Below are 24,321 nucleotides of genomic sequence, written 5' to 3'. Positions count from 1 at the left end.
TGTCGGAAATAAAGAGTGATTTTCGGAGGAGGATTTCAAATGGCTAATGCATATAAGCAGGCTGGTGTTGATATAGAAGCTGGTTATGAAGCAGTAAATCGAATGAAAAAACATGTAAAGCGCACATTTCGTCCGGAGGTAATGAATGGACTGGGCGGTTTCGGAGGAATGTTTGATTTGTCTTCCCTGAACCTTAAAGAGCCTGTGCTAATTTCAGGAACGGATGGAGTCGGGACAAAACTTCTGCTCGCGTTCATGATGGATAAACATGATACTATTGGGGTAGATTGTGTAGCTATGTGCGTTAACGATGTTGTCGTTCAAGGCGCTGCGCCTTTGTACTTTTTAGATTATATTGCCTGCGGTAAAGCGGATCCTGAACGAATTGAAATGATAGTCAAAGGCATTGCAGACGGCTGCGAGCAGGCAGGCTGCGCTTTAATCGGTGGTGAAACGGCGGAAATGCCAGGTATGTACGAAACGGAAGAGTATGATGTGGCAGGATTTACTGTTGGAGCTGTTGAAAAATCACGCTTAATTACGGGTGAGACAATTTCGGCGGGTGATGTTGTTATTGGGCTTGCTTCAAGTGGTATTCACAGTAACGGATATTCTCTAGTTCGTAAAATCCTCCTTGAAGATTCAGGAATGGATCTACATGAATTCGTACCGGAGCTTGACTGCAAATTAGGCGATGAATTATTGAAACCGACAAAAATCTATGTCAAGTCTATTTTGTCCACACTTGAAAAGTTTGAAGTTAAGGGACTTGCCCATATTACGGGTGGAGGATTCATCGAGAATATTCCACGTATTCTTCCTGAAGATTGCGGTGTTGAAATCGGGCTTGGAAGTTGGACCATTCCACCTGTATTCTCGTTCCTTGAAGAAAAAGGGAACCTTGTTCAAGAGGAAATGTTCAATATTTTCAATATGGGGATTGGCATGACTGCTGTAGTGAAAAAAGAGGATGCGGCCGCTGTGGTTGCTCATCTACAGTCATGCGGTGAACAGGCTTCAGTTATTGGAACAATTGTGGATGGAAATGGAGTGTCGTTTAAACAATGAAGCGTCTCGCAGTCTTTGCATCAGGTAACGGAAGTAATTTCCAATCAATTGCTGACGCAATAAAAGATGGAGTTCTGAACGCGGAAATCTGCCTTGTTGTTTGCGATCGTGAAGATGCTTATGTGCTTGAAAGAGCTAGGCTTGAGAATATTAGAACCTTCTCTTTTTCAGCGAAAAAGTACTCAAGTAAGGTCGAGTTTGAAACGGAAATTTTGGAGATACTTCGTCAACTTGAGGTTGAATTTATTATTCTAGCTGGTTATATGCGTTTAATTGGGCCGACATTATTACAGGCGTATTCACACAGAATTGTTAACATTCATCCTTCACTTTTGCCTAATTTTCCAGGCAAGGATGCAATTGGTCAGGCTTTTGACGCAAGAGTGGAAGAAACCGGGGTCACGATTCATTATGTCGATGATGGTATGGACACGGGCCCAATCATTGCCCAAAAGACAGTACCGATTCTTGCAGGAGATACGAAAGACATTCTCCAAATAAGGATTCAGGAAACGGAACATGGCATGTATCCATCCGTTTTACAGCAGCTATTCCAAAAGAAATAACATACATTATGGAGGGACCAACATACCATGAAGAAACGTGCTTTAATTAGTGTATCGGATAAAACAGGTATTGTAGAATTTGCTAAGGGATTAATAGAAGCAGGGTTTGAAATTATTTCAACCGGCGGTACGAAAAAAACGTTGCAGGATAATGGTGTAGACGTGATTGGAATCAGTGACGTCACTGGTTTCCCGGAAATTTTAGATGGACGCGTTAAAACGCTTCATCCGAATGTCCATGGAGCAGTTTTAGCAAAACATGGTGATGCAGATCACGCGGCACAGCTTGCAGAACATAATATTGAGCCTATTCAACTTGTCTGTGTAAACCTATACCCATTCCAAGCTACAATTTCTAAACCGGATGTTACTGTAGAAGATGCAATTGAAAACATTGATATCGGTGGACCGACAATGCTTCGTTCTTCTGCAAAAAACCACGAGTATGTGACGGTTATCGTTGATTCCAATGATTATCCAACCGTATTGGCTGAACTGAAAGACGGAGGAGTTTCAAAAACAACGAATCGCCGTCTGGCTGCAAAAGTCTTCCGCCATACAGCAGCATATGATGCTGTTATTTCTGAATACATGACAGAGCTTGCTGAAGAAGAGAATCCAGAATCATTGACTGTTACTTATGAATTGAAACAGTCGCTTCGTTATGGAGAAAATCCGCATCAAAAGGCAGCTTTTTATAAAAAACCGCTTGGTTCTGTTTTCTCAATTGCTGAAGCGAAGCAATTACACGGAAAAGAGCTTTCTTTCAACAACATTAATGATGCAGATGCTGCACTTCAAATTGTAAAAGAATTCAATGAGCCCGCAGCAGTAGCTGTCAAACATATGAATCCTTGCGGCGTCGGTGTCGGAACAACCATATTAGAAGCGTACGAAAAAGCATACGAGGCGGATTCTACTTCCATCTTTGGTGGAATCATTGCCCTGAACCGTGAAGTAGATAAAGCAACTGCAGAAAAGCTTCATGAAATTTTCCTTGAAATCATCATTGCTCCTGCGTTTAAAGAAGAAGCAGTGGAAGTATTAACAAGCAAGAAAAACCTTCGCTTATTAACGATTGATTTCAACGCAGCTAAAAAACCTGAGCGTAAATTGACTTCAATTGAAGGCGGATTACTTATACAAGATCGTGATGCACATAGTTTGAAGGATGCAGAAGTAAAAGTAGCAACAAAACGCGAACCTACCCTTGAAGAGTGGAAAGCCCTAGAACTTGGCTGGAAAATCGTGAAGCATGTGAAATCAAATGCAATCGTGGTATGTAACGATCAAATGACATTAGGCGTTGGCGCTGGTCAAATGAACCGTGTCGGAGCTGCAAAAATTGCGCTAGAACAAGCCGGTGAAAGAGTAACAGGCAGTGCTTTGGCATCGGATGCTTTCTTCCCAATGGATGATACTGTTGAAGCGGCAGCGAAAGCAGGAGTTACGGCAATCATTCAACCGGGTGGCTCTGTAAAAGACCAAGATTCAATCAAGAAAGCTGATGAATATGGAATTGCAATGGTATTCACAGGGATTCGTCACTTTAAACATTAATCAAAGATGAGGTGCGATAATGAATGTACTAGTGATTGGCCGGGGTGGCAGGGAGCATGCTATTGCCCGCAAACTGTTTGAAAGTAAACGGGTGGAGAAAGTTTTTGCAGCACCAGGAAATCCGGGCATGACCGATGTAGCAAATCTGGTGCCTATTGAAGAAACAAATCATGAGGATTTGGTTGCTTTTGCAAAAGAAAATGCAGTTTCATTGACGGTAATTGGACCAGAAACGCCATTATTGAATGGACTAGCTGACGACTTTGCTAAAGCGGGCCTACAGGTGTTCGGCCCAAATAGCAGGGCTGCGGTCATTGAAGGAAGTAAATCTTTCGCTAAGGATTTAATGAAGAACTACAGCATTCCGACAGCAGAATATGAAACGTTTACTGATTTTGATTCTGCAAAGGCTTATATTGAAAAAATAGGAGCGCCCATCGTTATTAAGGCAGATGGCTTGGCTGCAGGCAAAGGTGTCGTAGTCGCAATGACGATGGAAGAGGCGTTAGACGCCATCCACGATATGCTTGTCGGGGCTAAGTTTGGAGAAGCTTCTGCCAAAGTTGTTATTGAGGAATTTCTCGATGGCGAGGAATTTTCGTTGATGGCATTCGTGAATGGTGAAAAAGTGTATCCGATGGTTATCGCCCAAGACCATAAGCGCGTTTTCGACGGAGATCAAGGTCCGAACACAGGAGGAATGGGTGCCTATTCACCGGTGCCGCAAATTTCCGATGAAATGGTTCAGACAGCTGTCGAAACAATCTTGCAGCCGACAGTAAATGCGATGATTTCAGAAGATCGTCGTTTTACCGGTATTTTATATGCCGGATTAATTGCTACGGAAAAAGGTACAAAAGTCATTGAGTTCAATGCTCGTTTTGGAGATCCGGAAACGCAAGTTGTTTTACCGAGGCTAAAAACGGATTTCGTTGATACGCTTGAAGCGGTCCTTTTAGGTAAGGATTTACAACTTGAATGGCATGAAGATGCAGTACTTGGTGTAGTGGTGGCAGCAGAGGGGTATCCTGGAGATTACAAAAAGAATTCAATCATTAAAGGGTTGGACAAGATTAATCCAGATGCTCATATTTATCATGCTGGAACTGCTAAAAATAGCGAGGGATCTTTTGTTTCAAACGGTGGCCGTGTGCTTCTGGTTGCTGCAAAAGGAAAAGATTTAGCCTCTGCTCAAGCTAAAGTATATAAAGAATTGAGTCATGTTGAAAAAGACGGGTTGTTTTGGCGTACAGATATCGGTTATCGTGCCATTCAATACAATTTATCATGATATTTGAAAGAAGCTGACTCTAAGAGAGTCAGCTTCTTCTTTAGAAAAAGATTTAATAAGAATCAGGTGAAGTAAAATCATTTTCCGTTTTTTGTTCTTTTTTCATTAATGTTTGTCCATTCTCCATAGCGTCCACGATTGGACAATAGCGTAGAATGCCTTCACCTATTTTCATAGCAGAAATCATGACGACAAATAAGTAAGATTGGTTTTTCCAAGGTTTTTTAACCATTTTTGCTGTTGCCCATGATAGAAAGGTAAAACCACAGGTAATCCGCATAAGTGCATTTATTATACTAATATTTTGTTTAAACTTCATAAAAAGTACATCCCTTCACAAAAAATTAACAATTTTTCAGTTAACATTACTGTGCTAATCTGGTAAGTATGTTAGTATGAAATAAAATTGGGTTTAAAATGGTTTTTTTATTGCATTTGTTTCAAAAAAATTATGGGGGAATGTTTATGCTTGAACAGCGCTATAGATGGAAAAATAAACATCTACGTGAACATATAGATGTGCTGGATGGCAATAGGGCACCACACATTCTGCTTAAAAATACGACTTATTTAAATCAGGCTTTACGAAAATGGGTGAAAGCGAATATCTGGATCTATGATGATCGCATAATCTATGTTGGCGAAAAGCTTCCTGAAAATATAGACCGCTGCGAAATGGTTGACTGTACAAATCAGTACCTGGTCCCGGGATATATTGAGCCGCATTCACATCCTTCTCAATTATATAATCCCCTTTCTTTTTCACGTTATGCATCTCATTTTGGGACAACGACATTAATCAATGATAACTTGCCATTTCTATTGCAGTTAGAAAAAAAGAAAGCGTTTTCTCTTTTGAAAGAACTTCGTAATATTCCTGTTACAATGTATTGGTGGAGTCGTTTTGATGGACAAACGGAATTAGTAGACGAGGATATGGTATTTTCACATGGTGCAGTTAAATCTTGGCTAGAGCACGATGCCGTACTACAGGGCGGTGAACTAACGGGATGGCCGAAGCTCCTCGACGGGGATGACATGATGTTGCACTGGATTCAGGAAGCAAAGCGGATGAGGAAGAAAATAGAAGGACACTTTCCGGGTGCGTCGGAGAAAACGTTGGCGAAGATGACGTTGTTTGGTGCTGATTGTGATCATGAGGCAATGACAGGCGATGAGGTCATGTCTCGTCTGCTACAGGGTTATTATGTTTCACTAAGGCATTCTTCTATCCGACCGGATCTTCCTAAGTTGATACAAGAAATACATGATATGGGCATCGATCATTATGACAAATTCTTTTATACAACAGATGGATCACCTCCATCTTTTTATGAAGGTGGTTTTATAGACAGCTTAATCAAAATAGCAATAGAGCAAGGTGTTCCGGTCATTGATGCTTATAATATGGCAACTATTAATATCGCCCGCTATTATAATATTGAATATCTTCATGGTAATATTGCTACTGGAAGGGTTGCCAACATTAATTTTCTGACAGATATAAAGGATCCGGCACCAGTTTCTGTAATGGCAAAAGGGAAATGGGTGAAACGGGATGGTGAAGTAATTCCCGATTCTCAGGAAATCAACTGGAGCGATTTTGATTTTAAACCGCTTGAACTTGATTGGGATCTTAGTTTAAAGGAAGATTTTGAATTTTCTATGCCGTTTGGAATTGAACTGGTTAATAACGTAATCACGAAGCCATATTATCTTTCCAATGACGTTGGGCATGAAGAACTGACCTTTAAAGATGATGAATGCTTTTTCATGCTCATTGACCGTGAAGGTAAATGGCGCATTAATACGATATTAAAAGGCTTTGCCAATAAATTGTGTGGTTTTGCAGGTTCTTATACAAATACGGGTGACATAATCTTAATTGGTAAACGGAAACAGGATATGCATATAGCATTTAACCGGTTGAAGGAAATTGGCGGTGGTATCGTTTTGACTGAACAAGGCCAGGTGATACATGAACTGCCTTTAAAATTAAAAGGAGTCATGTCCAATAAGGAGGTTCCTGAACTAATTAAAGAAGAGAATGAGTTGAAAAAGCTGCTACGTGAAAGGGGTTATCGTTTTGCTGATCCGGTGTATACCCTTTCATTCTTTTCAACAACTCATCTTCCCTATATAAGGGTAACCCAGCGAGGAGTATATGATGTAATGAATAAAACTATACTCTTTCCTACTATAATGCGTTAAAATATAAGAGAAGAAATGGTTAAAAAATCAGGGGAGTGGAAAGATGAAATTTAAGAGAGTTCTTTTCATCATTATTGCTATTTTTCTGCTAGCAGGCTGTTCGACTAAAGAAGAACCTGTACCAGATGACAGTAAGCCGAAAGATGCAGCTGTCATTAAAAATACAGATGTTAAAAATGAGCCTTCCAACATGTTTCCACTTACTGGTGTAGCCACGAATGAAGATACCGAGCAAAGGGCTGTAGCGGTGATGATTAATAATCATCCAAAAGCGCGTCCACAATCTGGTCTCTCAGATGCGGACATAGTCTATGAATTGCTGGCGGAAGGCGACATAACCAGATTTTTAGCTGTTTTCCAAAGTGAAATGCCGAACCAAATCGGACCGGTTCGGAGTGCAAGGGACTATTATATCGAAATGGCCAAAGGTTTGGACTGCATCTATGTGTGTCATGGGAATAGCCCAGAGGCAAAAACCATGCTGGACAAAGGATATATTGATAACTTGAACGGCCTATATTATGATGGTACTTTGTTTCAGCGCTCAACAGATCGAAACGCACCGCATAATTCCTACACTTCTTTTGATAATATTGAAAAGGGCGCGAAGGAAAAAGGATATGAGCTGACAGGTGCACCAGAGCCATTTACTTTCCTGACAGAGGAAGAGGCGGCTGGTCTTCAAGGAGAATCGGCTTTGAAAATTGAGATATCCTACGGATCGGCAGAGTTCAATGTAAGGTATGAATATGAAGGAACAGAAGAGAAATATAAACGTTATTCTAATGGTGAGCAAACAGTCGAGCATAAATCAAGCAAACCGATTTTACTGGATAATATATTCATCATTGAGACCACTCATCAAGTGGTTGATGATAAAGGACGCCTTAAAAYTGATTTAAAAAGTGGCGGAAAAGGTTATTTACTTCAAAAGGGGAAGGTCAATGAAGTAGAATGGGTTAATAAAGATGGTCGAATTATACCAGTGAAAAACGATAAAGAAGTAGGGTTGATACCGGGGAAAACTTGGGTCAATATTATTCCGAATCAACCTGGTTTAGTAGAAGACGTCTCATTTTGATACCCATGAAAATTGAGGGGGAGAAACATGCAAATTGATAAGTTAAGAGGGAAAGAAACGGATCAGCTGTTTAAGTCGATACTTTCCTTGCGCGATTTAGACGAATGCTATCGATTTTTTGATGACTTATGTACAGTCAATGAAATTTCATCATTAGCACAGCGCCTTGAAGTAGCCCGTATGCTTGAAGAAGGTAAAACCTATCATAAAATCGAAAACGAAACAGGTGCTAGCACGGCCACGATTTCTAGGGTTAAACGCTGCTTAAACTACGGAAATGATGCCTACACCATGGCTCTTAACCGTATAAAGGAAAACGTTGAAGAAACAACGGAATCTTAATGAATTCGATTTTTTTATATTGTATGAAATAGAAAAAGCCGAGGAATTCGTTTCCCGGCTTTTTATTTTGAGCAAGCGTTTTCTATAGCAGCTACCGTCCAGTCGTATCCGTGTTATATTGGATTTTAGATTCAGAGGTTTCCAGTTGGTAAACATTTTATCGATACTTCTCTTTTTTAATGAAAAATCTTAATGCTATAATGGTGAAATGGGAAGTGTGAATGGAGGATTATAATGTACGATTTTCGCGAGTGGAAACATGTTTTCAAACTCGATCCAAATAAAGAAATAAGCGATGAGGCGTTAGAGAAAGTCTGTGAATCTGGTACAGATGCAATTATGGTTGGAGGCACCGATGGAATTACGCTTGAGAATGTACTTCATTTGATGGCGCGAGTTAGGCGATATACAGTCCCATGTGTGATGGAGATTTCATCGGTTGAAACAGTGACGCCGGGATTCGATTTATATTTTATTCCGAGTGTCCTAAATAGCACCAATCCGGATTGGATGATGAAACTGCATCAGCAAGCAGTCAAAGAATACGGATACCTTTTGAATTGGGATGAAATTTTCGTAGAAGGATATTGCATCTTAAATCCTGAGTGTAAGGCGGCTCAATTGACGAAAGCTAATACGGATCTGGATATGGATGATGTGGGTGCATATGCAATGATGGCAGAAAAGATGTTCAAACTGCCAGTTTTTTATCTTGAATACAGCGGTGCTTATGGCGATGTCCAGATGGTGGAAGCGGCGAGAGAGAGTTTGGAGAATACTGTACTATTCTACGGTGGTGGGATTAAATCAGTAGAGCAGGCCAAAGAGATGGCGGAGTTTGCGGACGTAATCGTTGTTGGCAATGTGATCTATGAAGATTTGAAAACGGCGCTTGCAACAGTTGAGGCAGTTAAATGATAATTTGACCAAAATGTAAATAGGGAAAAAATGTAGTATACTAAAACAGAAACGAATGTTCGTATAGGTGGTGTGATAATGCAATATTTAGCGGAAAAATTACTAATAGGTTTGAATGAACAGCAACAAAAAGCAGTAAAAGCAACAGATGGTCCACTTCTAATTATGGCTGGGGCAGGAAGTGGAAAGACGCGTGTGCTGACTCACCGTATTGCTTACTTGATGGTTGAGAAGGAAATAGCACCTTGGAATATCCTTGCAATCACATTTACTAATAAAGCCGCACGTGAAATGAAAGAAAGAATCCGTAGCATTCTGGGCGGTGCGTCCGAAGATATCTGGATTTCAACGTTCCACTCGATGTGTGTCCGTATTTTGCGAAGAGATATTGATCGGATTGGATTTAATAGGAATTTCTCAATATTAGATACGACGGATCAGCAATCAGTCATTAAGCAAATTATGAAAGACCGTAATATGGATACAAAGAAATATGATTACCGGGCCATTTTAGGTAGTATCAGTTCAGCAAAAAATGAATTGGTCGGACCAGAAGAATACCTCAAAACTGCGTCAGATTATTTTACTAAAGTAACGGCAGATGTATATACAGAATACCAAAAACGTTTGCGGAAAAATTCAGCCCTCGATTTTGATGATTTGATCATGATGACGATTCAATTGTTCCAACTTATACCGGAAGTGCTAGAATATTATCAGCGGAAGTTTCAATACATTCATGTTGATGAGTATCAAGATACAAACCGGGCTCAATATATGCTTGTTAAACTGCTAGCTTCACGATTCCGTAATCTCTGTGTTGTAGGGGATTCAGATCAGTCGATCTATCGCTGGCGCGGTGCGGATATTGCGAATATCCTTTCATTTGAAAAAGATTATCCTAATGCCAATATGATTTTCCTTGAACAGAATTATCGTTCAACGAAAAAGATTCTTGAAGCGGCGAATAAGGTCATCGATAATAATCGAAACCGGAAGCCGAAAAATCTTTGGACCGAGAATGTAGAGGGTAATAAGATTTTCTATTACCGTGCAGACAATGAACAAGGGGAAGCGCAATTTGTAGCAGGAAAGATAAATGAATTAGCTAAGGACGGTAGTAGAAAATATTCCGATATAGCAATCCTTTACAGAACAAATGCACAATCACGGGTAATGGAGGAAGTTCTGCTTAAATCCAATATTAACTATGCAATCGTCGGCGGCACTAAGTTCTATGATCGTAAAGAGATTAAGGATTTACTTGCCTATCTGCGTCTTATTGCAAATCCTGATGATGACATCAGTCTTCGCCGTGTAATAAATGTACCGAAACGAGGTATTGGTGCAACTTCAATGGACAAAGTAGCAGATTATGCAGATCAATATGATCTTTCCATTTATAAAGCACTTGAGTCCGTGGAAATGATTGGGATAAGCGGGAAGGCTACCAAAGCAGCAAGGGAATTCCACACGTTAATTACTAACTATACAAATCAGCAGGAGTACTTATCTGTGACGGAACTGGTGGAAGAAGTCATTAAAAAAACCGGTTACCGTGAGATGCTGCAAGCAGAAAAAACAATTGAATCACAAAGCCGTCTTGAAAATATAGATGAGTTTTTATCTGTAACGAAAGCATTCGAAAGTAACAGCGAGGACAAATCATTGATTGGCTTTTTAACTGACCTGGCGTTGGTTGCTGATATTGATCAATTAGATGAGAACTCCGAAGAAGCTACAAATACGGTAACGTTAATGACACTACATTCGGCGAAGGGATTAGAATATCCGGTAGTCTTTTTACTGGGCCTTGAAGAAGGAGTTTTCCCTCATAGCCGCTCGCTCATGGATGAGGAGGAGATGGAAGAAGAACGCCGTCTTGCTTATGTGGGGATTACAAGGGCTGAAAATGAGTTGTTCATCAGTAATGCTCAAATGCGGACACTGTATGGACGGACGAGCATGAATCCAGTTTCACGGTTCATCGGAGAAATACCCGAGGAACTTCTTGAAGATCTTAAACCGAAACCTGCTCCTAGATCCAAGCAGACTCCATTCAGTTCTCCGGCGAGAACAGGGAACACTGCGACGGCTTCCACAAGAAAAATGCCTACCTTTGGGCGAGCTGTTTCTGCCCCATCTGCAACAGGTGGTGAAGAGATTGGTTGGGCAGTTGGTGACAAGGCTTCCCATAAAAAATGGGGGATTGGAACCGTGGTGAGTGTAAAAGGAGAAGGCGAAGGAAAGGAACTGGATATTGCATTCCCAAGTCCAATCGGCATTAAACGCCTATTGGCGAAATTTGCACCAATAGAAAAAGCCTAAGCTATGAATATGCGTCTACTGGTGAAGAATAGGGATATCTGACTTAGACACCGCTCTTCTAAGATGAAGTGCGGTGGAGTCTTCTTTAGAAAGGATTGAACGTATGGACATACAAGCTGCAGAGAAGATTGTTCTTGAGCTGCAAACTTTATTGAACCAATATAGCTATGAATATTATGTGTTGGACCAGCCATCCGTACCTGATGCTGAATATGATCGGCTTTTACGTGAATTAATTGAGTATGAAGAGAAATTTCCCGAGCTGAAAACAGCCGATTCTCCAACACAGCGGGTCGGTGGGGCCATCCTGGATATGTTCGAAAAAGTGGAGCATACGACACCGATGCTTAGCCTAGGTAATGCTTTCAATGAAAGTGACCTACGCGATTTCGACAGAAAGGTCCGACAGGCTGTAGGTGACAATTTTTCCTATGTATGTGAATTGAAAATAGATGGACTAGCCGTCACACTTCAATATGAAAATGGATATTTCGTAAGAGGAGCAACCCGAGGAGACGGAACAATTGGTGAAGATATTACCGAAAACCTGAAAACAATCAAGTCAATTCCTTTGAAGGTACGGGAGCCTATTGCCATAGAAGTGCGTGGTGAGGCATTCATGCCAAAAAAATCATTCGAATCTCTAAATAAGGCGAAGGAAGAACGCGGGGAAGAACCTTTTGCAAATCCTCGTAATGCAGCTGCTGGCTCTTTGAGACAACTTGACCCAAAACTTGCCGCGAAACGGAACTTGGATGTATACCTTTATGCGATTGCTGATTTAGGTGAAACAGGGGTTCGTTCTCACAGCGAGGGTCTAGATTTATTGGATGAACTAGGGTTTAAAACAAATAAAGAACGAAAAACCTGTACGAATATAGAGGAAGTTCTTGCTTATATTGAAGAATGGACTGAACAACGTCCAAACTTGGCCTACGATATCGATGGAATTGTCGTAAAAGTGGATTCACTTGAACAGCAGGATGAACTAGGCTTTACGGCAAAAAGTCCGCGATGGGCGATTGCCTACAAATTTCCAGCCGAAGAAGTCATCACAACACTAAGAGCTATCGAGCTGAATGTTGGCCGGACGGGAGTGTTGACACCAACGGCTGTTTTGGATCCTGTTCGGGTAGCGGGAACGACTGTGCAACGAGCTTCGCTGCATAACGAAGATTTAATCCGTGAAAAGGACATCCGTATTGGAGATCAAGTGGTCGTGAAAAAAGCAGGCGATATCATTCCAGAGGTCGTCAATGTACTAGCAGAACGTCGTACGGGGGAAGAAGTAGAGTTCCAGATGCCGACTGAGTGCCCAGAATGTGATAGCGAGCTTGTCCGACTGGACGGGGAGGTCGCCCTACGATGCATCAACCCGAAATGTCCGGCACAAATCCGAGAGGGCTTGATTCACTTTGTATCACGAACAGCAATGAATATCGACAGTTTAGGTGAAAAAGTAATTAGCCAGTTATTTAAGGAAGCGCTCATACAGGATGTAGCTGATATTTATAAGCTTACATACGATCAAGTGATAGCATTGGAACGGATGGGAGATAAATCCGTCAATAAACTCCTTCAGGCAATCGAAGCTTCGAAAAGCAATTCGCTAGAAAAATTACTATTCGGCCTTGGTATCCGCCATGTTGGTTCGAAAGCAGCGAAGACCCTTGCGAGGGAATTCGGCACTATGGAAGCATTAAGCAAGGCGAGCCGTGAAGAACTTACAGCAATTAATGAAATTGGAGAAAAAATGGCTGATTCCATCGTGGCGTATTTTGAATTGGAGGAAGTGCATGCACTGTTGAATGAGTTGGAAGCAGCCGGTGTGAACCTTACCTATAAAGGGGCAAGAGCTGTTTCTATAGAAGAAATCGATTCCATTTTCGCTGGAAAAACAGTCGTTTTGACAGGGAAACTGCATCAGCTAACACGTAATGAAGCGAAAGAAAAATTAGAGGCGCTAGGAGCTAACGTTGCCGGAAGTGTCAGCAAGAAAACGGATTTGGTCGTGGCCGGCGAAGATGCTGGTTCCAAACTAGAAAAGGCAGAAGGCCTAGGCGTTCTCGTATGGGATGAAGAGAGACTGATTGAGGAACTAAAAAAATAAGAGGTGTAGCTATGAGGAAACACTCTATTTTGGGGATGATTCTTATACTACTTCTTGCTGGATGTGCACCTAGTTTTGAGGATAAGCAAGAGGTAGTTCAAGACTCCAAAAACGACAAGGATACAGCAATTATTCCGAAGTATAAAATTTCGGAAGAATATTATCAAACGATTCTTCCGTTTGAGCCATCAAAAGCCCGCGGTTTGGTCGTTTCGAATTTAAATACTCGATATGATATCGAAGAGTTTGAAAATGGACTGATGCGGTTGGCGCAAACTCAATTTGACCCGGAAGAATACCTATTTCAAGAGGGGCAAATGCTCGACAGTTCCAAGATATCATCCTGGTTGAACAGAAAATATACAAAAAGCCAGTTGAAAGAAAAGAACATGAAAGAAAAGGATAACGAAGGTTTAAATCCTGTTGATTCAGGAGAAGGTGACATTGATAAGCGGAATGATGAAAATCCAATTTATCTTGCTCATATTTTAGAACATAATTATTTAGTCAAAACAAAAGATAATTCAGTGAGCCTTGGCGGAGTTGTAATAGGCCTTGCCCTAAATTCAGTCCATTACTATCAAAAAGAAGCATACGGGGCAACCTATGAAAAGAAAATTGATAGTAAAGAACTAAAACAAGAAGGGGAGAAAATTGCTGAGGAAGTCTTAAAAAGATTGCGTAAAATGGACAAGCTGAAAAATGTTCCGATTACGATTGCCTTGTTTGAGCAAAATGAAAAATCTTCTGTAGTTCCTGGGAATTTTATTTCCTATACGAATATCGGGAAAAACTCTAACAATATTGGAAAATGGACAGACTTAAACGAAGAATACTTCCTATTTCCTTCGGCAGGTGCAGAAAAAAAATATAGGGATGACGTCAACACATTCACAAATTTTAAAGAAGATGTTGAAGAATATTTCCCTAACTTTAATGGAGTTATTGGCAGGGCATTTTATATGGATGACCAATTACAAAGCTTGAACATCGATATTCCTATCCAATTTTATGGAAACTCAGAAGCGATTGGCTTTACACAATATGTAGCTGGTCTTGTAATGGAACGTTTCCCTAAATATATTGCCGTACAAGTATCGATCACTTCTGTAAATGGACCCGAAGCACTTATTGTTCGCGAGGCAAATCAAGACGAACCAACCGTGCATATATACGAATAAAAAAAGATGAAGCTTAACAAGCTTCATCTTTTTTATTTGGAACAAATCTAGCCATGAGTAACCTTAACAAAATGGCTTTATGCCTGGCTATTATTCTTGAATGCTATTATCTTATTTATACATAATTTGAAGAGTTTAACAGTTTTAGTTAGAATAAGATTGATAGTGTTGAAAAGTTATTTAAAACAGGGAGGGATTGTTTTGGTGCAATTGTATAAACATGAACCGTTTACGGATTTTTCTCAAGTGGCAAATAGCGAGGCGTATCAACAGGGGTTAGGCAGGGTGAAAACATACTTAGGTCAGAATTATGATTTAGTCATTGGTGGAGAAAAAATCTCTACAGAAAATAAAATTATTTCTATTAATCCAGCCAAAAAAGAAGAAGTGATAGGCTATGTATCGAAAGCCAATCGTGATTTGGCTGAGAAGGCGGTTCAGGCAGCGGATGCGGCCTTTCAGACATGGCGTAAGGTAGAGCCTGAAGTAAGGGCAGATATACTGTTCAAAGCGGCAGCTATTGTCCGACGGAGGAAACATGAATTTTCGGCCTTGCTGACGAAAGAAGCTGGCAAGCCGTGGAATGAGGCAGATGGTGATACGGCTGAGGCTATCGATTTCTTAGAGTTTTATGCAAGGCAGATGCTCAAATTAAAAGACGGAATTCCTGTACAGAGCAGACCGAATGAAAATAATCGCTATGATTATATTCCACTTGGAGTGGGAATTATTATTTCCCCCTGGAATTTTCCTTTTGCTATTATGGCAGGAACGACTGTTGCTGCCATCGTAACGGGAAATACGGTTCTGTTAAAACCGGCATCGACTACTCCAGTTATCGCGGCTAAATTTGTGGAGGTGATGGAGGAAGCAGGTCTGCCTAAGGGGGTATTGAACTTTGTCCCGGGGAGCGGTTCAGAAGTAGGCGATTATCTTATCGATCACCCCCGCACCCGTTTTGTTTCATTTACAGGATCTCGTGAAGTAGGCACGAGAATTTATGAACGTGCCGCAAAAGTGAATGAAGGCCAAATTTGGCTGAAGCGGGTGATTGCGGAAATGGGTGGTAAAGATACGATTGTAGTTGATAAGGAAGCGGACCTTGAATTGGCTGCTCAATCGATCGTGAATTCGGCATTCGGTTTTTCCGGGCAAAAGTGTTCTGCCTGTTCCCGGGCTGTCATTGTTGCTGAAGTATATGATCAGGTGCTAGAGCGTGCTTTAGAACTGGCAAAGGAATTGTCCGTTGGTGATCCAGAAGATGGTGCAAACTTCATGGGGCCGGTTATCGATGGTCAAGCTTATAAAAAAATCATGGAATACATTGAAATTGGGAAACAAGAAGGTCGTTTAGCTGCTGGTGGAAAGGGTGATGATACAACCGGTTATTTCATTGAACCAACGATCATTGCCGATCTTGATCCGTATGCCCGGCTCATGCAAGAAGAGGTTTTCGGCCCAGTTGTTGCTTTTTCGAAAGCAAAAGACTTTGATGAAGCGATTGAGATTGCAAATAATACGGATTATGGCCTGACGGGAGCAGTAATTACGAATAATCGTGAACATATGGAAAAAGCACGTGATGATTTTCATGTGGGAAATCTATACTTTAACCGTGGATGTACGGGCGCAATTGTAGGCTATCAGCCGTTTGGAGGCTTTAATATGTCAGGTACAGACTCAAAAGCAGGAGGACCTGATTATCTTATCCTTCACATGCAAGGAAAAACGACTTCAGAAGCATATTAATGGAAATGTAATCCCTTCCTATTTAGGAAGGGATTTTTGCAAGAATCGAGAACATTTGACTAATTTGACTGCCTTCTTGGAATTTCCCCGGAAATTTCGGCAACTTTCTCATATTTCCCGGAAAATACTTCTTTTTCTTTAAGAAATATTTGAATTTCGACAAGGTATCTCTTGTTGCTTTACTGTGCAATAGTTTGATATGATTTAAACGATGATTTTATGGAGAAAAGCGACTATTTTAGTCGATTTGGATATTTTTTCGGAGGTGAAGAGAATGTCACGAATTTCTATGGAACAAGTAAAACACGTTGCCCATTTGGCTCGTTTGGCAATTACGGAAGAAGAAGCAGAACAGTTTCAGAATCAGCTTGAACAAATGATTTCGTTTGCGGAGCAGTTGAATGAACTTGATACGGATCAGGTAAACCCGACTTCTCACGTTTTGGATATGAAAAATGTAATGCGCGAAGATGTTGCAAAACCAGGATTACCAGTAGAAGAAGTAGTTAAGAATGCACCGGATAGCAAAGAAGGATATATCCGTGTACCAGCCATTATGGAATAAGGAGGGACAATGATGTCGTTGTTCGAACAAAAAGTTTCCGAGCTTCATCAACGTTTACATAATAAAGAGATCAGCGTTACTGATCTTGTTAACGAATCGTATAAGCGAATCGGACAGGTAGAAGACAAGGTGAAGGCATTTTTGACATTAGATGAAGAAAACGCCCGCAACCAAGCAAAACAATTGGATGACCAATTAGTAAAAGGCGAGAGCCAAGGCGCCCTGTTTGGCATGCCAATCGGTGTGAAGGATAATATTGTTACTAAAAATTTACGGACAACTTGTGCGAGCAAAATTTTGGAGAACTTTGATCCAATCTATGATGCAACCGTTGTTCAAAAGCTACAGCAGGCAGAAACGGTGACAATTGGAAAATTGAACATGGATGAATTTGCGATGGGTTCTTCAAATGAGAACTCAGCATATCAGGCAACACGCAATCCATGGAATACGGATTATGTACCAGGTGGCTCTTCAGGTGGTTCAGCTGCATCTGTCGCTTCTGGTGAAGTCTTATTCTCATTAGGTTCTGACACAGGTGGATCAATTCGCCAACCAGCTGCATACTGCGGAGTTGTCGGCTTAAAGCCTACATATGGACGGGTTTCCCGTTTCGGACTTGTAGCCTTTGCTTCTTCATTAGATCAAATCGGTCCGGTGACAAGAACGGTTGAAGATAATGCATACCTTCTTGAAGCGATTTCAGGCGTCGATCCAATGGATTCCACATCTGCTAACTTAGACGTACCGAATTTTGTGAATTCATTAACAGGCGATGTTAAAGGGTTGAAAATTGCAGTTCCTAAAGAATACCTTGGTGAAGGTGTTGGGGAAGAAGCACGTAATTCTGTACTTGAAGCTTTAAAAGTATTAGAAGGACTTGGAGCTGTATGGGAAGAAGTTTCTCTGCCGCATTCCAAATATGCTCTAGCAGCTTACTATTTGCTTTCTTCATCAGAAGCATCGGCAAACCTTTCCCGTTTTGACGGCGTTCGCTTCGGTCACCGTACAGATAATGCAGAAACCTTAATTGATATGTACAAGCAAACTCGATCGGAAGGATTCGGTGACGAAGTAAAACGCCGTATCATGCTTGGAACTTTCTCCTTAAGCTCTGGTTATTATGATGCTTATTATAAAAAGGCTCAAAAAGTGCGTACATTGATCAAAAAAGACTTTGAAGATGTATTTGAAAAATATGATGTAATCGTTGGACCGACAACACCTACACCAGCTTTCAAAATCGGTGAAAAAGTTGCCGATCCATTAACGATGTATGCGAATGATATTTTAACGATTCCTGTCAACCTTGCTGGCGTACCAGGTATTTCCGTACCTTGTGGTTTCGCTGCTAATGGTCTTCCGCTTGGTCTGCAAATGATCGGGAAGCATTTTGATGAAAGCACGATTTACCGCGCTGCTCACGCATTTGAGCAAGCAACAGATTTTCATAAACAATTTCCTAAGCTGTAAGGGGTGAAAAAAATGGACTTTGAAACGGTAATTGGTCTAGAAGTACACGTAGAATTAAAAACAGATTCAAAAATTTTCTCATCGAGCCCGAACCAATTCGGTGCCTCTCCAAATAGCAATACGACTGTAATCGATCTTGGCTATCCAGGTGTATTGCCTGTCGTCAATAAAAAGGCTGTTGATTTTGCAATGAAAGCTGCTATCGCGCTAAATTGTGAAGTGGCAGAAATCACGAAATTTGACCGGAAAAACTATTTTTATCCAGACAATCCGAAAGCTTACCAAATTTCTCAATTCGATCAGCCAATCGGTGAACATGGCTGGATTGAAATCGAAGTCGGTGGCAAGAAAAAGAAAATCGGCATTACACGTATTCATATGGAAGAAGATGCTGGTAAGCTGACACATAAAGGGAACTATTCACTTTGTGATTACAACCGCCAAGGTACTCCGCTTGTTGAGATCGTATCCGAGCCGGATATCACGTCTCCTGAAGAAGCGTATGCTTATCTGGAAAAATTGAAATCCATTATTCAATACACGGGTGTTTCCGATTGTAAAATGGAAGAAGGCTCACTTCGCTGTGATGCTAACATTTCCTTGAAACCAGTTGGGCAAAAAGAATTCGGTACGAAAACTGAATTGAAAAACTTGAACTCATTCAACTTCGTTCGTAAAGGGTTGGAGCATGAAGAAATCCGACAAGCAGAGGTATTGAATGAAGGCGGCGTAATCGAACAGGAAACACGTCGTTTCGATGAAGCTACAGGTAGAACAGTTCTAATGCGTATTAAAGAAGGCTCTGATGATTACCGCTATTTCCCGGAACCAGATTTATTGACTATCCATATCGACGAAGAATGGAAAGCACGCATTACTGCGGAGATTCCAGAACTTCCAGATGCACGAAAAAAACGTTACGTTGAAGAATTTGGTTTACCAGAGTATGATGCTGCTGTTTTAACGGTAACAAAAGAAATGGCTGATTTCTTTGAAGCAACAGTTGCTTCAGGTGCGGATGCGAAACTTGCATCGAACTGGATCATGGGTGAGGTTTCTGCTTTCTTAAACGCAGAAGGGAAAGAACTGCATGATGTTGCGTTGACTGCTGAATCATTGGCAGGGATGATCAAACTGATTGAAGATGGTACAATTTCTTCTAAAATCGCGAAAAAGGTATTCAAAGAGTTGATCGAAAACGGTGGTAACGCAGAAACGATCGTTAAGGAAAAAGGACTTGTCCAAATTTCTGACGAAGGTGCATTACGATCAGCGGTTGAAGAAGCTTTGAATAATAACCCGCAATCAATTGAAGATTTTAAAGCTGGTAAACAAAAAGCAATCGGCTTCCTTGTCGGACAAATTATGAAAGCGACAAAAGGCCAAGCTAATCCACAACTTGTTAATAAAATTTTGGTTGAAGAAATCAATAAACGTTAATAATTGACCGTATCACTTTCTAAGTGATGCGGTTTTCATATGGTTATCAAAAGAGTTTTACGAGGAAATACTGGAACTTGTGAGTGAGAAATTAATTTTATATTTTTTTTGGAGTTATCTGTAGGGGTAACTCCTTTTTGTGTCGTCTATTATATGAATGCTTAAATGAAAGGGGGGAGAGAAGTGACAGATGAGTTAGTGGAGAAGGTGAGAGGTGGAAATGATCATGCTTTCCGGATATTGATAGAAACGTATAAGGAGACGATTTTTAGAACCGTCTATTCCGTTTTACGCAATCAAAAGGATGCAGAAGATGTCACCCAGGAAGTCTTTATCAAAATCTATACTTCTCTTCCTCAATATAAAAATCAAGGTTTCAAAACATGGATTACGCGTATTGCCGTCAATCATGCAATAGATTTGAAGAGAAAACGAGAAAGGCAAAAGGAAGAATCACATGAAGTACAGACTTCGGAAGCTCATTTAGGCCTATCTGATGATGTTGAGGCAGTATTTTTTCGAAATGAAAAACGAAAGCAAGTATTACGGAAGCTGAATGACCTTCCGGAGGGGTATCGGGACGTTGTGTATGGCTATTACATACAAGAAAAAACATTCCAGCAAATTGCAGAGGAACAGCAGATTCAAGTCAAATCTGTTGAGGTAAAGCTATATCGGGCAAGGAATTGGATGAGAAAACATTGGAAAGAGGAGGATTTTTCATGAACCATGTTTCTGAAGCAGGGTGGATTGCTTATTTGGCGGATGAAATGCCTGATAATCTAAAAATAGAATATGAAAATCATTTATACTCCTGTGACGAGTGTTTAACAGTCTATATGGAGGCGATGGAAAGAGCCGAATCTAGTCTGCTCGTTGAAGAACTTGATATCGCAGATTCTGTTATGAGCTCGATTACTCAACTAAATGAAGTATCTTTTGAAGAGGTTAAGCAAATCAAAAAAGAAAAATCTCTTCGGACGATTACAAGACATTACCTGATTGCCGCTGGTTTTACGATTCTATTAATGGCGGCCGGAGTTTTTCAATCCCTGACTGAATACGTTGATTCTGTAGAATCCAGTACTGTAAAGGAAACTCAGACCTTAACCGATGGTCTTATTGATAAAACATTTAATTGGATGGACTCTATTGAAAAGAAAAATAAGGAGGGGTTTAGAAATGAATAAAAGTCCGATATTAGCTTTTTTGTTATCATTTCTGCCGGGTTTTGGTCATTTTTACCTAGGTAGGAGATATAAAGGTTTATTTTATTTTCTAGCCACGCTTGGATTAGGGCTGGGAGGCTTTTTTCTTACATTGATTAGTCAAGTGGAAGCGTTTCTTGCCTTTTCCATTATAGGAATGGTGTTTTATATCATCAGTATATTTGACTTGGTAGTTACCTCTCTAAGAAATCCTAAAAGCGAAACGGATGCAGGCGGAATAGTGGATCAGCCGGAAGCAGAAAGATTCTATGTAATTGTCCTTTCATTCGTGCCTGGTCTCGGACATTTCCAGCTCGGCCTCATGAATCGGGGACTTATTTTTCTAATTGGCTTTTTAGGCCTTGGCATTATGGTGATATTCATCAGTGTGATGACACAAATGGAAGGTCTGCTAATATTCATGGCTTTATTGCCAGTTATCTGGATTTACAGCTTTTTTGATTCTGTTCAACAGCTGAATAAAAAGCAGAGGGGTGAGGAGCTTATTGATCGAACCGTGTTGGAAGATTTCGAAGAGAGACGGGAATCTGGGAAGAAGAGTAAATCGGTCGCGACTTTATTCGCCATTTTCCCTGGGGCAGGTCATTTATATTTAGGGCTGCAGAAACGCGGAATCCAATTGATGGCCGGCTTTTTATTCGCCATTTATATATTGGATTTACTCCGTTTAGGATTCTTCTTTTTCCTTATTCCGATCATCTGGTTTTACAGCTTTTTTGATGGATTACAAAAAGCGGCTAAAATGGAAGAGGGTCCTGTTGAAGATACGCCCATAATTTCGGGAATTGTCAATCAGCAAAAATGGATAGGCCTTGGTTTGGTGGGTCTAGGAATTTATTTCTTGGCAAGTAACATTATCGTTCCGGCAATTGCACCTCATTTAGATGAATGGGTTGGAAGCAACTTAGAATATTGGTTTAGAGATTATTTTCAAAAAGGACTCGTGTGTATCCTTCTTATAGGTGGAGGAATAAAATTGTTAGCTGGAAGTAAAAAAACGAGAGACAAGGAGGAGACAAAATGAGAACATGGAGAGTCGGAACAATTTCAATGGGAGTCTCTCTGGTTGGTTTAGGTATGATTTTACTGATTTCTCAAATTGCAAATATGAATATGACGACGATTCTTCTTTCTTGGTGGCCGTTACTTTTCATTATTTTGGGAGTGGAAATTCTCTTCTATATCTATTTTTCCAGAAAAGAAAGTTCCTTTGTAAAATATGATATTCTTAGTATTCTTTTCGTAGGATTGCTTGGAACGACGGGAATTGTTTTAATTCTGCTGACATCAAGTGGAATAATGGATCAAGTCAGGGCAGCCGTGCAAAGCGAAGAAAAAACAGTGAATTTACCTGGGTTCAATGAAAAGGCTGGAAAAGACATTCATAGGGTCGTTCTAGATTCTGGATCATACCCATTGACGGTTGAAAGTGGGACCGATGAAGAAGTTTCTATATTCGGGACGTAAGATGAGCATGTAACAGTAGATGCTGAATCCCTGTTGAAAAAGACGGAAGATTATTTAATGGTTGAGAGAAACGGTGATACACTTTATATCAGCTTCAAGGATTTACCGGTTCAAAATAGCCTTTTAGGCGGAGGCAGGACGAATCTCAAGGCTACTCTTATTATCCCTGCTGAATTATCATTAGAGATTAATGGACAAAGCACGGATCTTGTCTTAAAGCCAAGACAGCTTTTAAGTAATTGGAGTGTAAAAGATAGCGGCTACCTAAGTGTATACCTTCAAGAAAATAGTGATATCAAGATTGAAGCAAAAGGTGTCGAGGAGCTCGAGGGGCCTGAAAATAGCTGGAAAACGACCGAGATAAAAGAAGAAGACACGAATGAAGAAGGCACTGAAAAAAAGAATGGTACACTAAAGTCTGGAAAAGGGAATCATATCTTAACTGTCTTCGATACGTATAAAGTGAATGTTCATTACCCATAATTTTAAACCATTTACTAGAATAAAATTGTAAAAAGCTTTATAATTTCTCTGATAAGATTTCTGGAAAAAAGCATATAAAGAAATGGGCCGAAATGCGGTCCTCTTTTTTTTCGAATATTGCTTTTCATGTAGTGAACGATTAATATGTAATTTATGGAATCAATTTGTATAAGGATGATGGGAAATGAAAAGAGCAAGGTTGATTTACAACCCGACATCAGGCCGGGAAGCCATTAAGAAGAGTTTACCAGGGGTGCTTGCAAAGCTTGAAGCAGCTGGATATGAGGCTTCTACACATGCGACGACCGGTGCTGGTGATGCAACGAATGCAGCTAAAATTGCCATTGAACGCGGCTATGATATTGTCATTGCAGCAGGAGGCGACGGAACGATTTATGAGGTTGTTAATGGACTGGCCACTGCAGAAAAACGCCCAAAACTAGGAATTATTCCGACAGGAACGACGAATGATTTCGCGCGGGCACTGCATTTACCGAAGTCAATCGAAGGGGCAGCTGATATTATTGCCAGTGGGCATACGATGCCAATCGATATTGGAAAAATGAATGATAAATATTTCATCAATATTGCTGGTGGGGGTCGATTGACTGAATTGACCTACGACGTGCCAATCAAGCTGAAAACAATGCTTGGGCAGCTAGCTTACTACATTAAAGGGATTGAAATGCTACCTTCTATCAAGCCGACAGAAGTTTCAATCGAATATGATGGAAAGCTTTTCGAAGGCGAGATTATGCTATTTTTAGTCGCCAATACAAATTCGGTCGGTGGCTTCGAAAAACTCGCACCAGACGCATCCCTAAATGACGGCATGTTCACGTTACTTATTTTGAAAAAGGCAAATCTTGCTGATATTGTCCGAGTCGTAACTTTGGCAATGCGCGGTGAACATATACATGACAAAAATGTCATTTATGAAAAAGCGAATCGGATCAAAGTAACTGCAAAAAAAGACATGATGCTTAATTTGGACGGGGAATTTGGTGGCATGGCCCCAGCTGAATTCGTAAACCAGTACCGTCATTTTGATGTATTCATCCCGGAAGGAATATTGCCGGACGATCCAACAAATAAATAATGAAAAGAAGGTCACTAAAATGGGTGGCCTTTTCCTTTTAATTTAAATCTAGTAAGGAGATTAGGTAACGTGTACATCAGAAGAGCGACACCAGAAGACGCAGAAAAGGCAGCAGTATTAACACGACTTGTGATAAAGGAAATTGCCGAGGAGTTAACTT

22 protein-coding genes are annotated in these 24,321 nt (G+C 40.6%); 21 read left to right on the top strand and 1 reads right to left on the bottom strand.

Annotated features, from left to right (window positions below):
- Positions 1 to 39: 39 nt before the first annotated feature.
- From purM to purD, 4 genes are read left to right on the top strand one after another with little or no spacing between them, the layout of a single operon-like run.
- Positions 40 to 1,068 (top strand): phosphoribosylformylglycinamidine cyclo-ligase, encoded by a 1,029-nt coding sequence (gene purM / locus AC1DUW_RS07165; protein ID WP_053344208.1) that lies wholly within the window; start codon positions 40 to 42, stop codon positions 1,066 to 1,068.
- Positions 1,065 to 1,634 (top strand): phosphoribosylglycinamide formyltransferase, encoded by a 570-nt coding sequence (gene purN / locus AC1DUW_RS07160; protein ID WP_053344209.1) that lies wholly within the window; start codon positions 1,065 to 1,067, stop codon positions 1,632 to 1,634. The genes purM and purN overlap by 4 nt, the downstream gene beginning before the upstream one ends.
- A gap of 27 nt (positions 1,635 to 1,661) precedes the next feature.
- On the top strand, positions 1,662 to 3,194 hold the full coding sequence (purH, locus tag AC1DUW_RS07155; RefSeq protein WP_477642262.1) for a bifunctional phosphoribosylaminoimidazolecarboxamide formyltransferase/IMP cyclohydrolase: 1,533 nt from the start codon (positions 1,662 to 1,664) through the stop codon (positions 3,192 to 3,194).
- A 19-nt stretch (positions 3,195 to 3,213) separates the two neighbouring features.
- Positions 3,214 to 4,485 carry a phosphoribosylamine--glycine ligase gene (gene purD / locus AC1DUW_RS07150; RefSeq protein WP_053344211.1) on the top strand — a complete coding sequence of 424 codons (1,272 nt, stop codon included), beginning with the start codon at positions 3,214 to 3,216 and terminating at the stop codon, positions 4,483 to 4,485.
- A gap of 52 nt (positions 4,486 to 4,537) precedes the next feature.
- Here purD and AC1DUW_RS07145 read toward each other — a convergent pair whose 3' ends face one another.
- On the bottom strand, positions 4,538 to 4,804 hold the full coding sequence (locus AC1DUW_RS07145; protein WP_053344212.1) for a YgaP-like transmembrane domain: 267 nt from the start codon (positions 4,802 to 4,804) through the stop codon (positions 4,538 to 4,540).
- 146 nt (positions 4,805 to 4,950) lie between these two features.
- Between AC1DUW_RS07145 and AC1DUW_RS07140 the strand changes: the two genes are divergently transcribed.
- From AC1DUW_RS07140 to AC1DUW_RS07060, 17 genes are all read left to right on the top strand, one after another.
- Positions 4,951 to 6,696, top strand: coding sequence for an adenine deaminase C-terminal domain-containing protein (locus AC1DUW_RS07140; RefSeq protein ID WP_377441460.1), 1,746 nt, complete (start codon positions 4,951 to 4,953; stop codon positions 6,694 to 6,696).
- Between the two features lie 43 nt (positions 6,697 to 6,739).
- On the top strand, positions 6,740 to 7,777 hold the full coding sequence (locus tag AC1DUW_RS07135) for a DUF3048 domain-containing protein (RefSeq protein WP_477642261.1): 1,038 nt from the start codon (positions 6,740 to 6,742) through the stop codon (positions 7,775 to 7,777).
- A gap of 27 nt (positions 7,778 to 7,804) precedes the next feature.
- Positions 7,805 to 8,119, top strand: a complete 315-nt coding sequence (locus AC1DUW_RS07130) for a YerC/YecD family TrpR-related protein (RefSeq protein ID WP_053344215.1) — start codon at positions 7,805 to 7,807, stop codon at positions 8,117 to 8,119.
- Between the two features lie 234 nt (positions 8,120 to 8,353).
- Positions 8,354 to 9,037: a heptaprenylglyceryl phosphate synthase gene (gene pcrB / locus AC1DUW_RS07125; protein ID WP_053344216.1), complete on the top strand. Its 684-nt coding sequence runs from the start codon at positions 8,354 to 8,356 to the stop codon at positions 9,035 to 9,037.
- A 78-nt stretch (positions 9,038 to 9,115) separates the two neighbouring features.
- The gene (pcrA, locus tag AC1DUW_RS07120; protein ID WP_053344217.1) at positions 9,116 to 11,365 is read left to right on the top strand and encodes a DNA helicase PcrA; all 2,250 of its coding nucleotides are present in this window, start codon (positions 9,116 to 9,118) and stop codon (positions 11,363 to 11,365) included.
- Between the two features lie 103 nt (positions 11,366 to 11,468).
- Positions 11,469 to 13,475: an NAD-dependent DNA ligase LigA gene (gene ligA, locus AC1DUW_RS07115; RefSeq protein ID WP_053347929.1), complete on the top strand. Its 2,007-nt coding sequence runs from the start codon at positions 11,469 to 11,471 to the stop codon at positions 13,473 to 13,475.
- An 11-nt stretch (positions 13,476 to 13,486) separates the two neighbouring features.
- A complete protein-coding gene (locus AC1DUW_RS07110) occupies positions 13,487 to 14,656 on the top strand; it encodes a CamS family sex pheromone protein (RefSeq protein ID WP_053344218.1) in 1,170 nt (389 codons plus the stop codon).
- A 201-nt stretch (positions 14,657 to 14,857) separates the two neighbouring features.
- Positions 14,858 to 16,405 carry an L-glutamate gamma-semialdehyde dehydrogenase gene (gene pruA, locus AC1DUW_RS07105; RefSeq protein WP_053344219.1) on the top strand — a complete coding sequence of 516 codons (1,548 nt, stop codon included), beginning with the start codon at positions 14,858 to 14,860 and terminating at the stop codon, positions 16,403 to 16,405.
- A gap of 274 nt (positions 16,406 to 16,679) precedes the next feature.
- Positions 16,680 to 16,970 carry an Asp-tRNA(Asn)/Glu-tRNA(Gln) amidotransferase subunit GatC gene (gene gatC / locus AC1DUW_RS07100; RefSeq protein WP_053344220.1) on the top strand — a complete coding sequence of 97 codons (291 nt, stop codon included), beginning with the start codon at positions 16,680 to 16,682 and terminating at the stop codon, positions 16,968 to 16,970.
- Positions 16,971 to 16,982: 12 nt separating this feature from the next.
- Positions 16,983 to 18,443 (top strand): Asp-tRNA(Asn)/Glu-tRNA(Gln) amidotransferase subunit GatA, encoded by a 1,461-nt coding sequence (gene gatA, locus AC1DUW_RS07095; protein ID WP_053344221.1) that lies wholly within the window; start codon positions 16,983 to 16,985, stop codon positions 18,441 to 18,443.
- A 12-nt stretch (positions 18,444 to 18,455) separates the two neighbouring features.
- Entirely contained in the window at positions 18,456 to 19,883 is a 1,428-nt protein-coding gene (gene gatB / locus AC1DUW_RS07090; RefSeq protein ID WP_053344222.1) for an Asp-tRNA(Asn)/Glu-tRNA(Gln) amidotransferase subunit GatB, read from the top strand.
- 183 nt (positions 19,884 to 20,066) lie between these two features.
- A complete protein-coding gene (locus tag AC1DUW_RS07085; RefSeq protein WP_223305394.1) occupies positions 20,067 to 20,609 on the top strand; it encodes a sigma-70 family RNA polymerase sigma factor in 543 nt (180 codons plus the stop codon).
- Positions 20,606 to 21,073, top strand: a complete 468-nt coding sequence (locus tag AC1DUW_RS07080) for a hypothetical protein (protein ID WP_053344224.1) — start codon at positions 20,606 to 20,608, stop codon at positions 21,071 to 21,073. Before AC1DUW_RS07085 ends, AC1DUW_RS07080 begins: the two co-directional genes overlap by 4 nt.
- Positions 21,066 to 22,136, top strand: a complete 1,071-nt coding sequence (locus AC1DUW_RS07075) for a hypothetical protein (RefSeq protein ID WP_053344225.1) — start codon at positions 21,066 to 21,068, stop codon at positions 22,134 to 22,136. The genes AC1DUW_RS07080 and AC1DUW_RS07075 overlap by 8 nt, the downstream gene beginning before the upstream one ends.
- Positions 22,133 to 22,579, top strand: coding sequence for a LiaF transmembrane domain-containing protein (locus tag AC1DUW_RS07070; protein WP_477642260.1), 447 nt, complete (start codon positions 22,133 to 22,135; stop codon positions 22,577 to 22,579). Before AC1DUW_RS07075 ends, AC1DUW_RS07070 begins: the two co-directional genes overlap by 4 nt.
- Positions 22,580 to 22,612: 33 nt before the next feature.
- Positions 22,613 to 23,062 (top strand): hypothetical protein, encoded by a 450-nt coding sequence (locus tag AC1DUW_RS07065; RefSeq protein WP_477642259.1) that lies wholly within the window; start codon positions 22,613 to 22,615, stop codon positions 23,060 to 23,062.
- Positions 23,063 to 23,246: 184 nt separating this feature from the next.
- Entirely contained in the window at positions 23,247 to 24,161 is a 915-nt protein-coding gene (locus AC1DUW_RS07060; RefSeq protein WP_053344227.1) for a diacylglycerol kinase, read from the top strand.
- Positions 24,162 to 24,321: the final 160 nt, after the last annotated feature.

This window comes from Peribacillus sp. P4_C12, from assembly GCF_056402095.1.
Note: the sequence above shows the minus strand (reverse complement) of the source record. Positions and strands in the feature narration are given on the sequence as shown.

Coding starts and splice junctions, on each gene's coding strand:
- gatA (WP_053344221.1), top strand. CDS start 16,983: ATGTCGTTGTTCGAACAAAAAGTTTCCGAGCTTCATCAACGTTTACAT.
- purH (WP_477642262.1), top strand. CDS start 1,662: ATGAAGAAACGTGCTTTAATTAGTGTATCGGATAAAACAGGTATTGTA.
- AC1DUW_RS07070 (WP_477642260.1), top strand. CDS start 22,133: ATGAGAACATGGAGAGTCGGAACAATTTCAATGGGAGTCTCTCTGGTT.
- AC1DUW_RS07145 (WP_053344212.1), bottom strand. CDS start 4,804: ATGAAGTTTAAACAAAATATTAGTATAATAAATGCACTTATGCGGATT.
- AC1DUW_RS07130 (WP_053344215.1), top strand. CDS start 7,805: ATGCAAATTGATAAGTTAAGAGGGAAAGAAACGGATCAGCTGTTTAAG.
- purM (WP_053344208.1), top strand. CDS start 40: ATGGCTAATGCATATAAGCAGGCTGGTGTTGATATAGAAGCTGGTTAT.
- AC1DUW_RS07110 (WP_053344218.1), top strand. CDS start 13,487: ATGAGGAAACACTCTATTTTGGGGATGATTCTTATACTACTTCTTGCT.
- AC1DUW_RS07080 (WP_053344224.1), top strand. CDS start 20,606: ATGAACCATGTTTCTGAAGCAGGGTGGATTGCTTATTTGGCGGATGAA.
- gatB (WP_053344222.1), top strand. CDS start 18,456: ATGGACTTTGAAACGGTAATTGGTCTAGAAGTACACGTAGAATTAAAA.
- gatC (WP_053344220.1), top strand. CDS start 16,680: ATGTCACGAATTTCTATGGAACAAGTAAAACACGTTGCCCATTTGGCT.
- pcrA (WP_053344217.1), top strand. CDS start 9,116: ATGCAATATTTAGCGGAAAAATTACTAATAGGTTTGAATGAACAGCAA.
- purN (WP_053344209.1), top strand. CDS start 1,065: ATGAAGCGTCTCGCAGTCTTTGCATCAGGTAACGGAAGTAATTTCCAA.
- AC1DUW_RS07060 (WP_053344227.1), top strand. CDS start 23,247: ATGAAAAGAGCAAGGTTGATTTACAACCCGACATCAGGCCGGGAAGCC.
- ligA (WP_053347929.1), top strand. CDS start 11,469: ATGGACATACAAGCTGCAGAGAAGATTGTTCTTGAGCTGCAAACTTTA.
- purD (WP_053344211.1), top strand. CDS start 3,214: ATGAATGTACTAGTGATTGGCCGGGGTGGCAGGGAGCATGCTATTGCC.
- pcrB (WP_053344216.1), top strand. CDS start 8,354: ATGTACGATTTTCGCGAGTGGAAACATGTTTTCAAACTCGATCCAAAT.
- AC1DUW_RS07140 (WP_377441460.1), top strand. CDS start 4,951: ATGCTTGAACAGCGCTATAGATGGAAAAATAAACATCTACGTGAACAT.
- AC1DUW_RS07075 (WP_053344225.1), top strand. CDS start 21,066: ATGAATAAAAGTCCGATATTAGCTTTTTTGTTATCATTTCTGCCGGGT.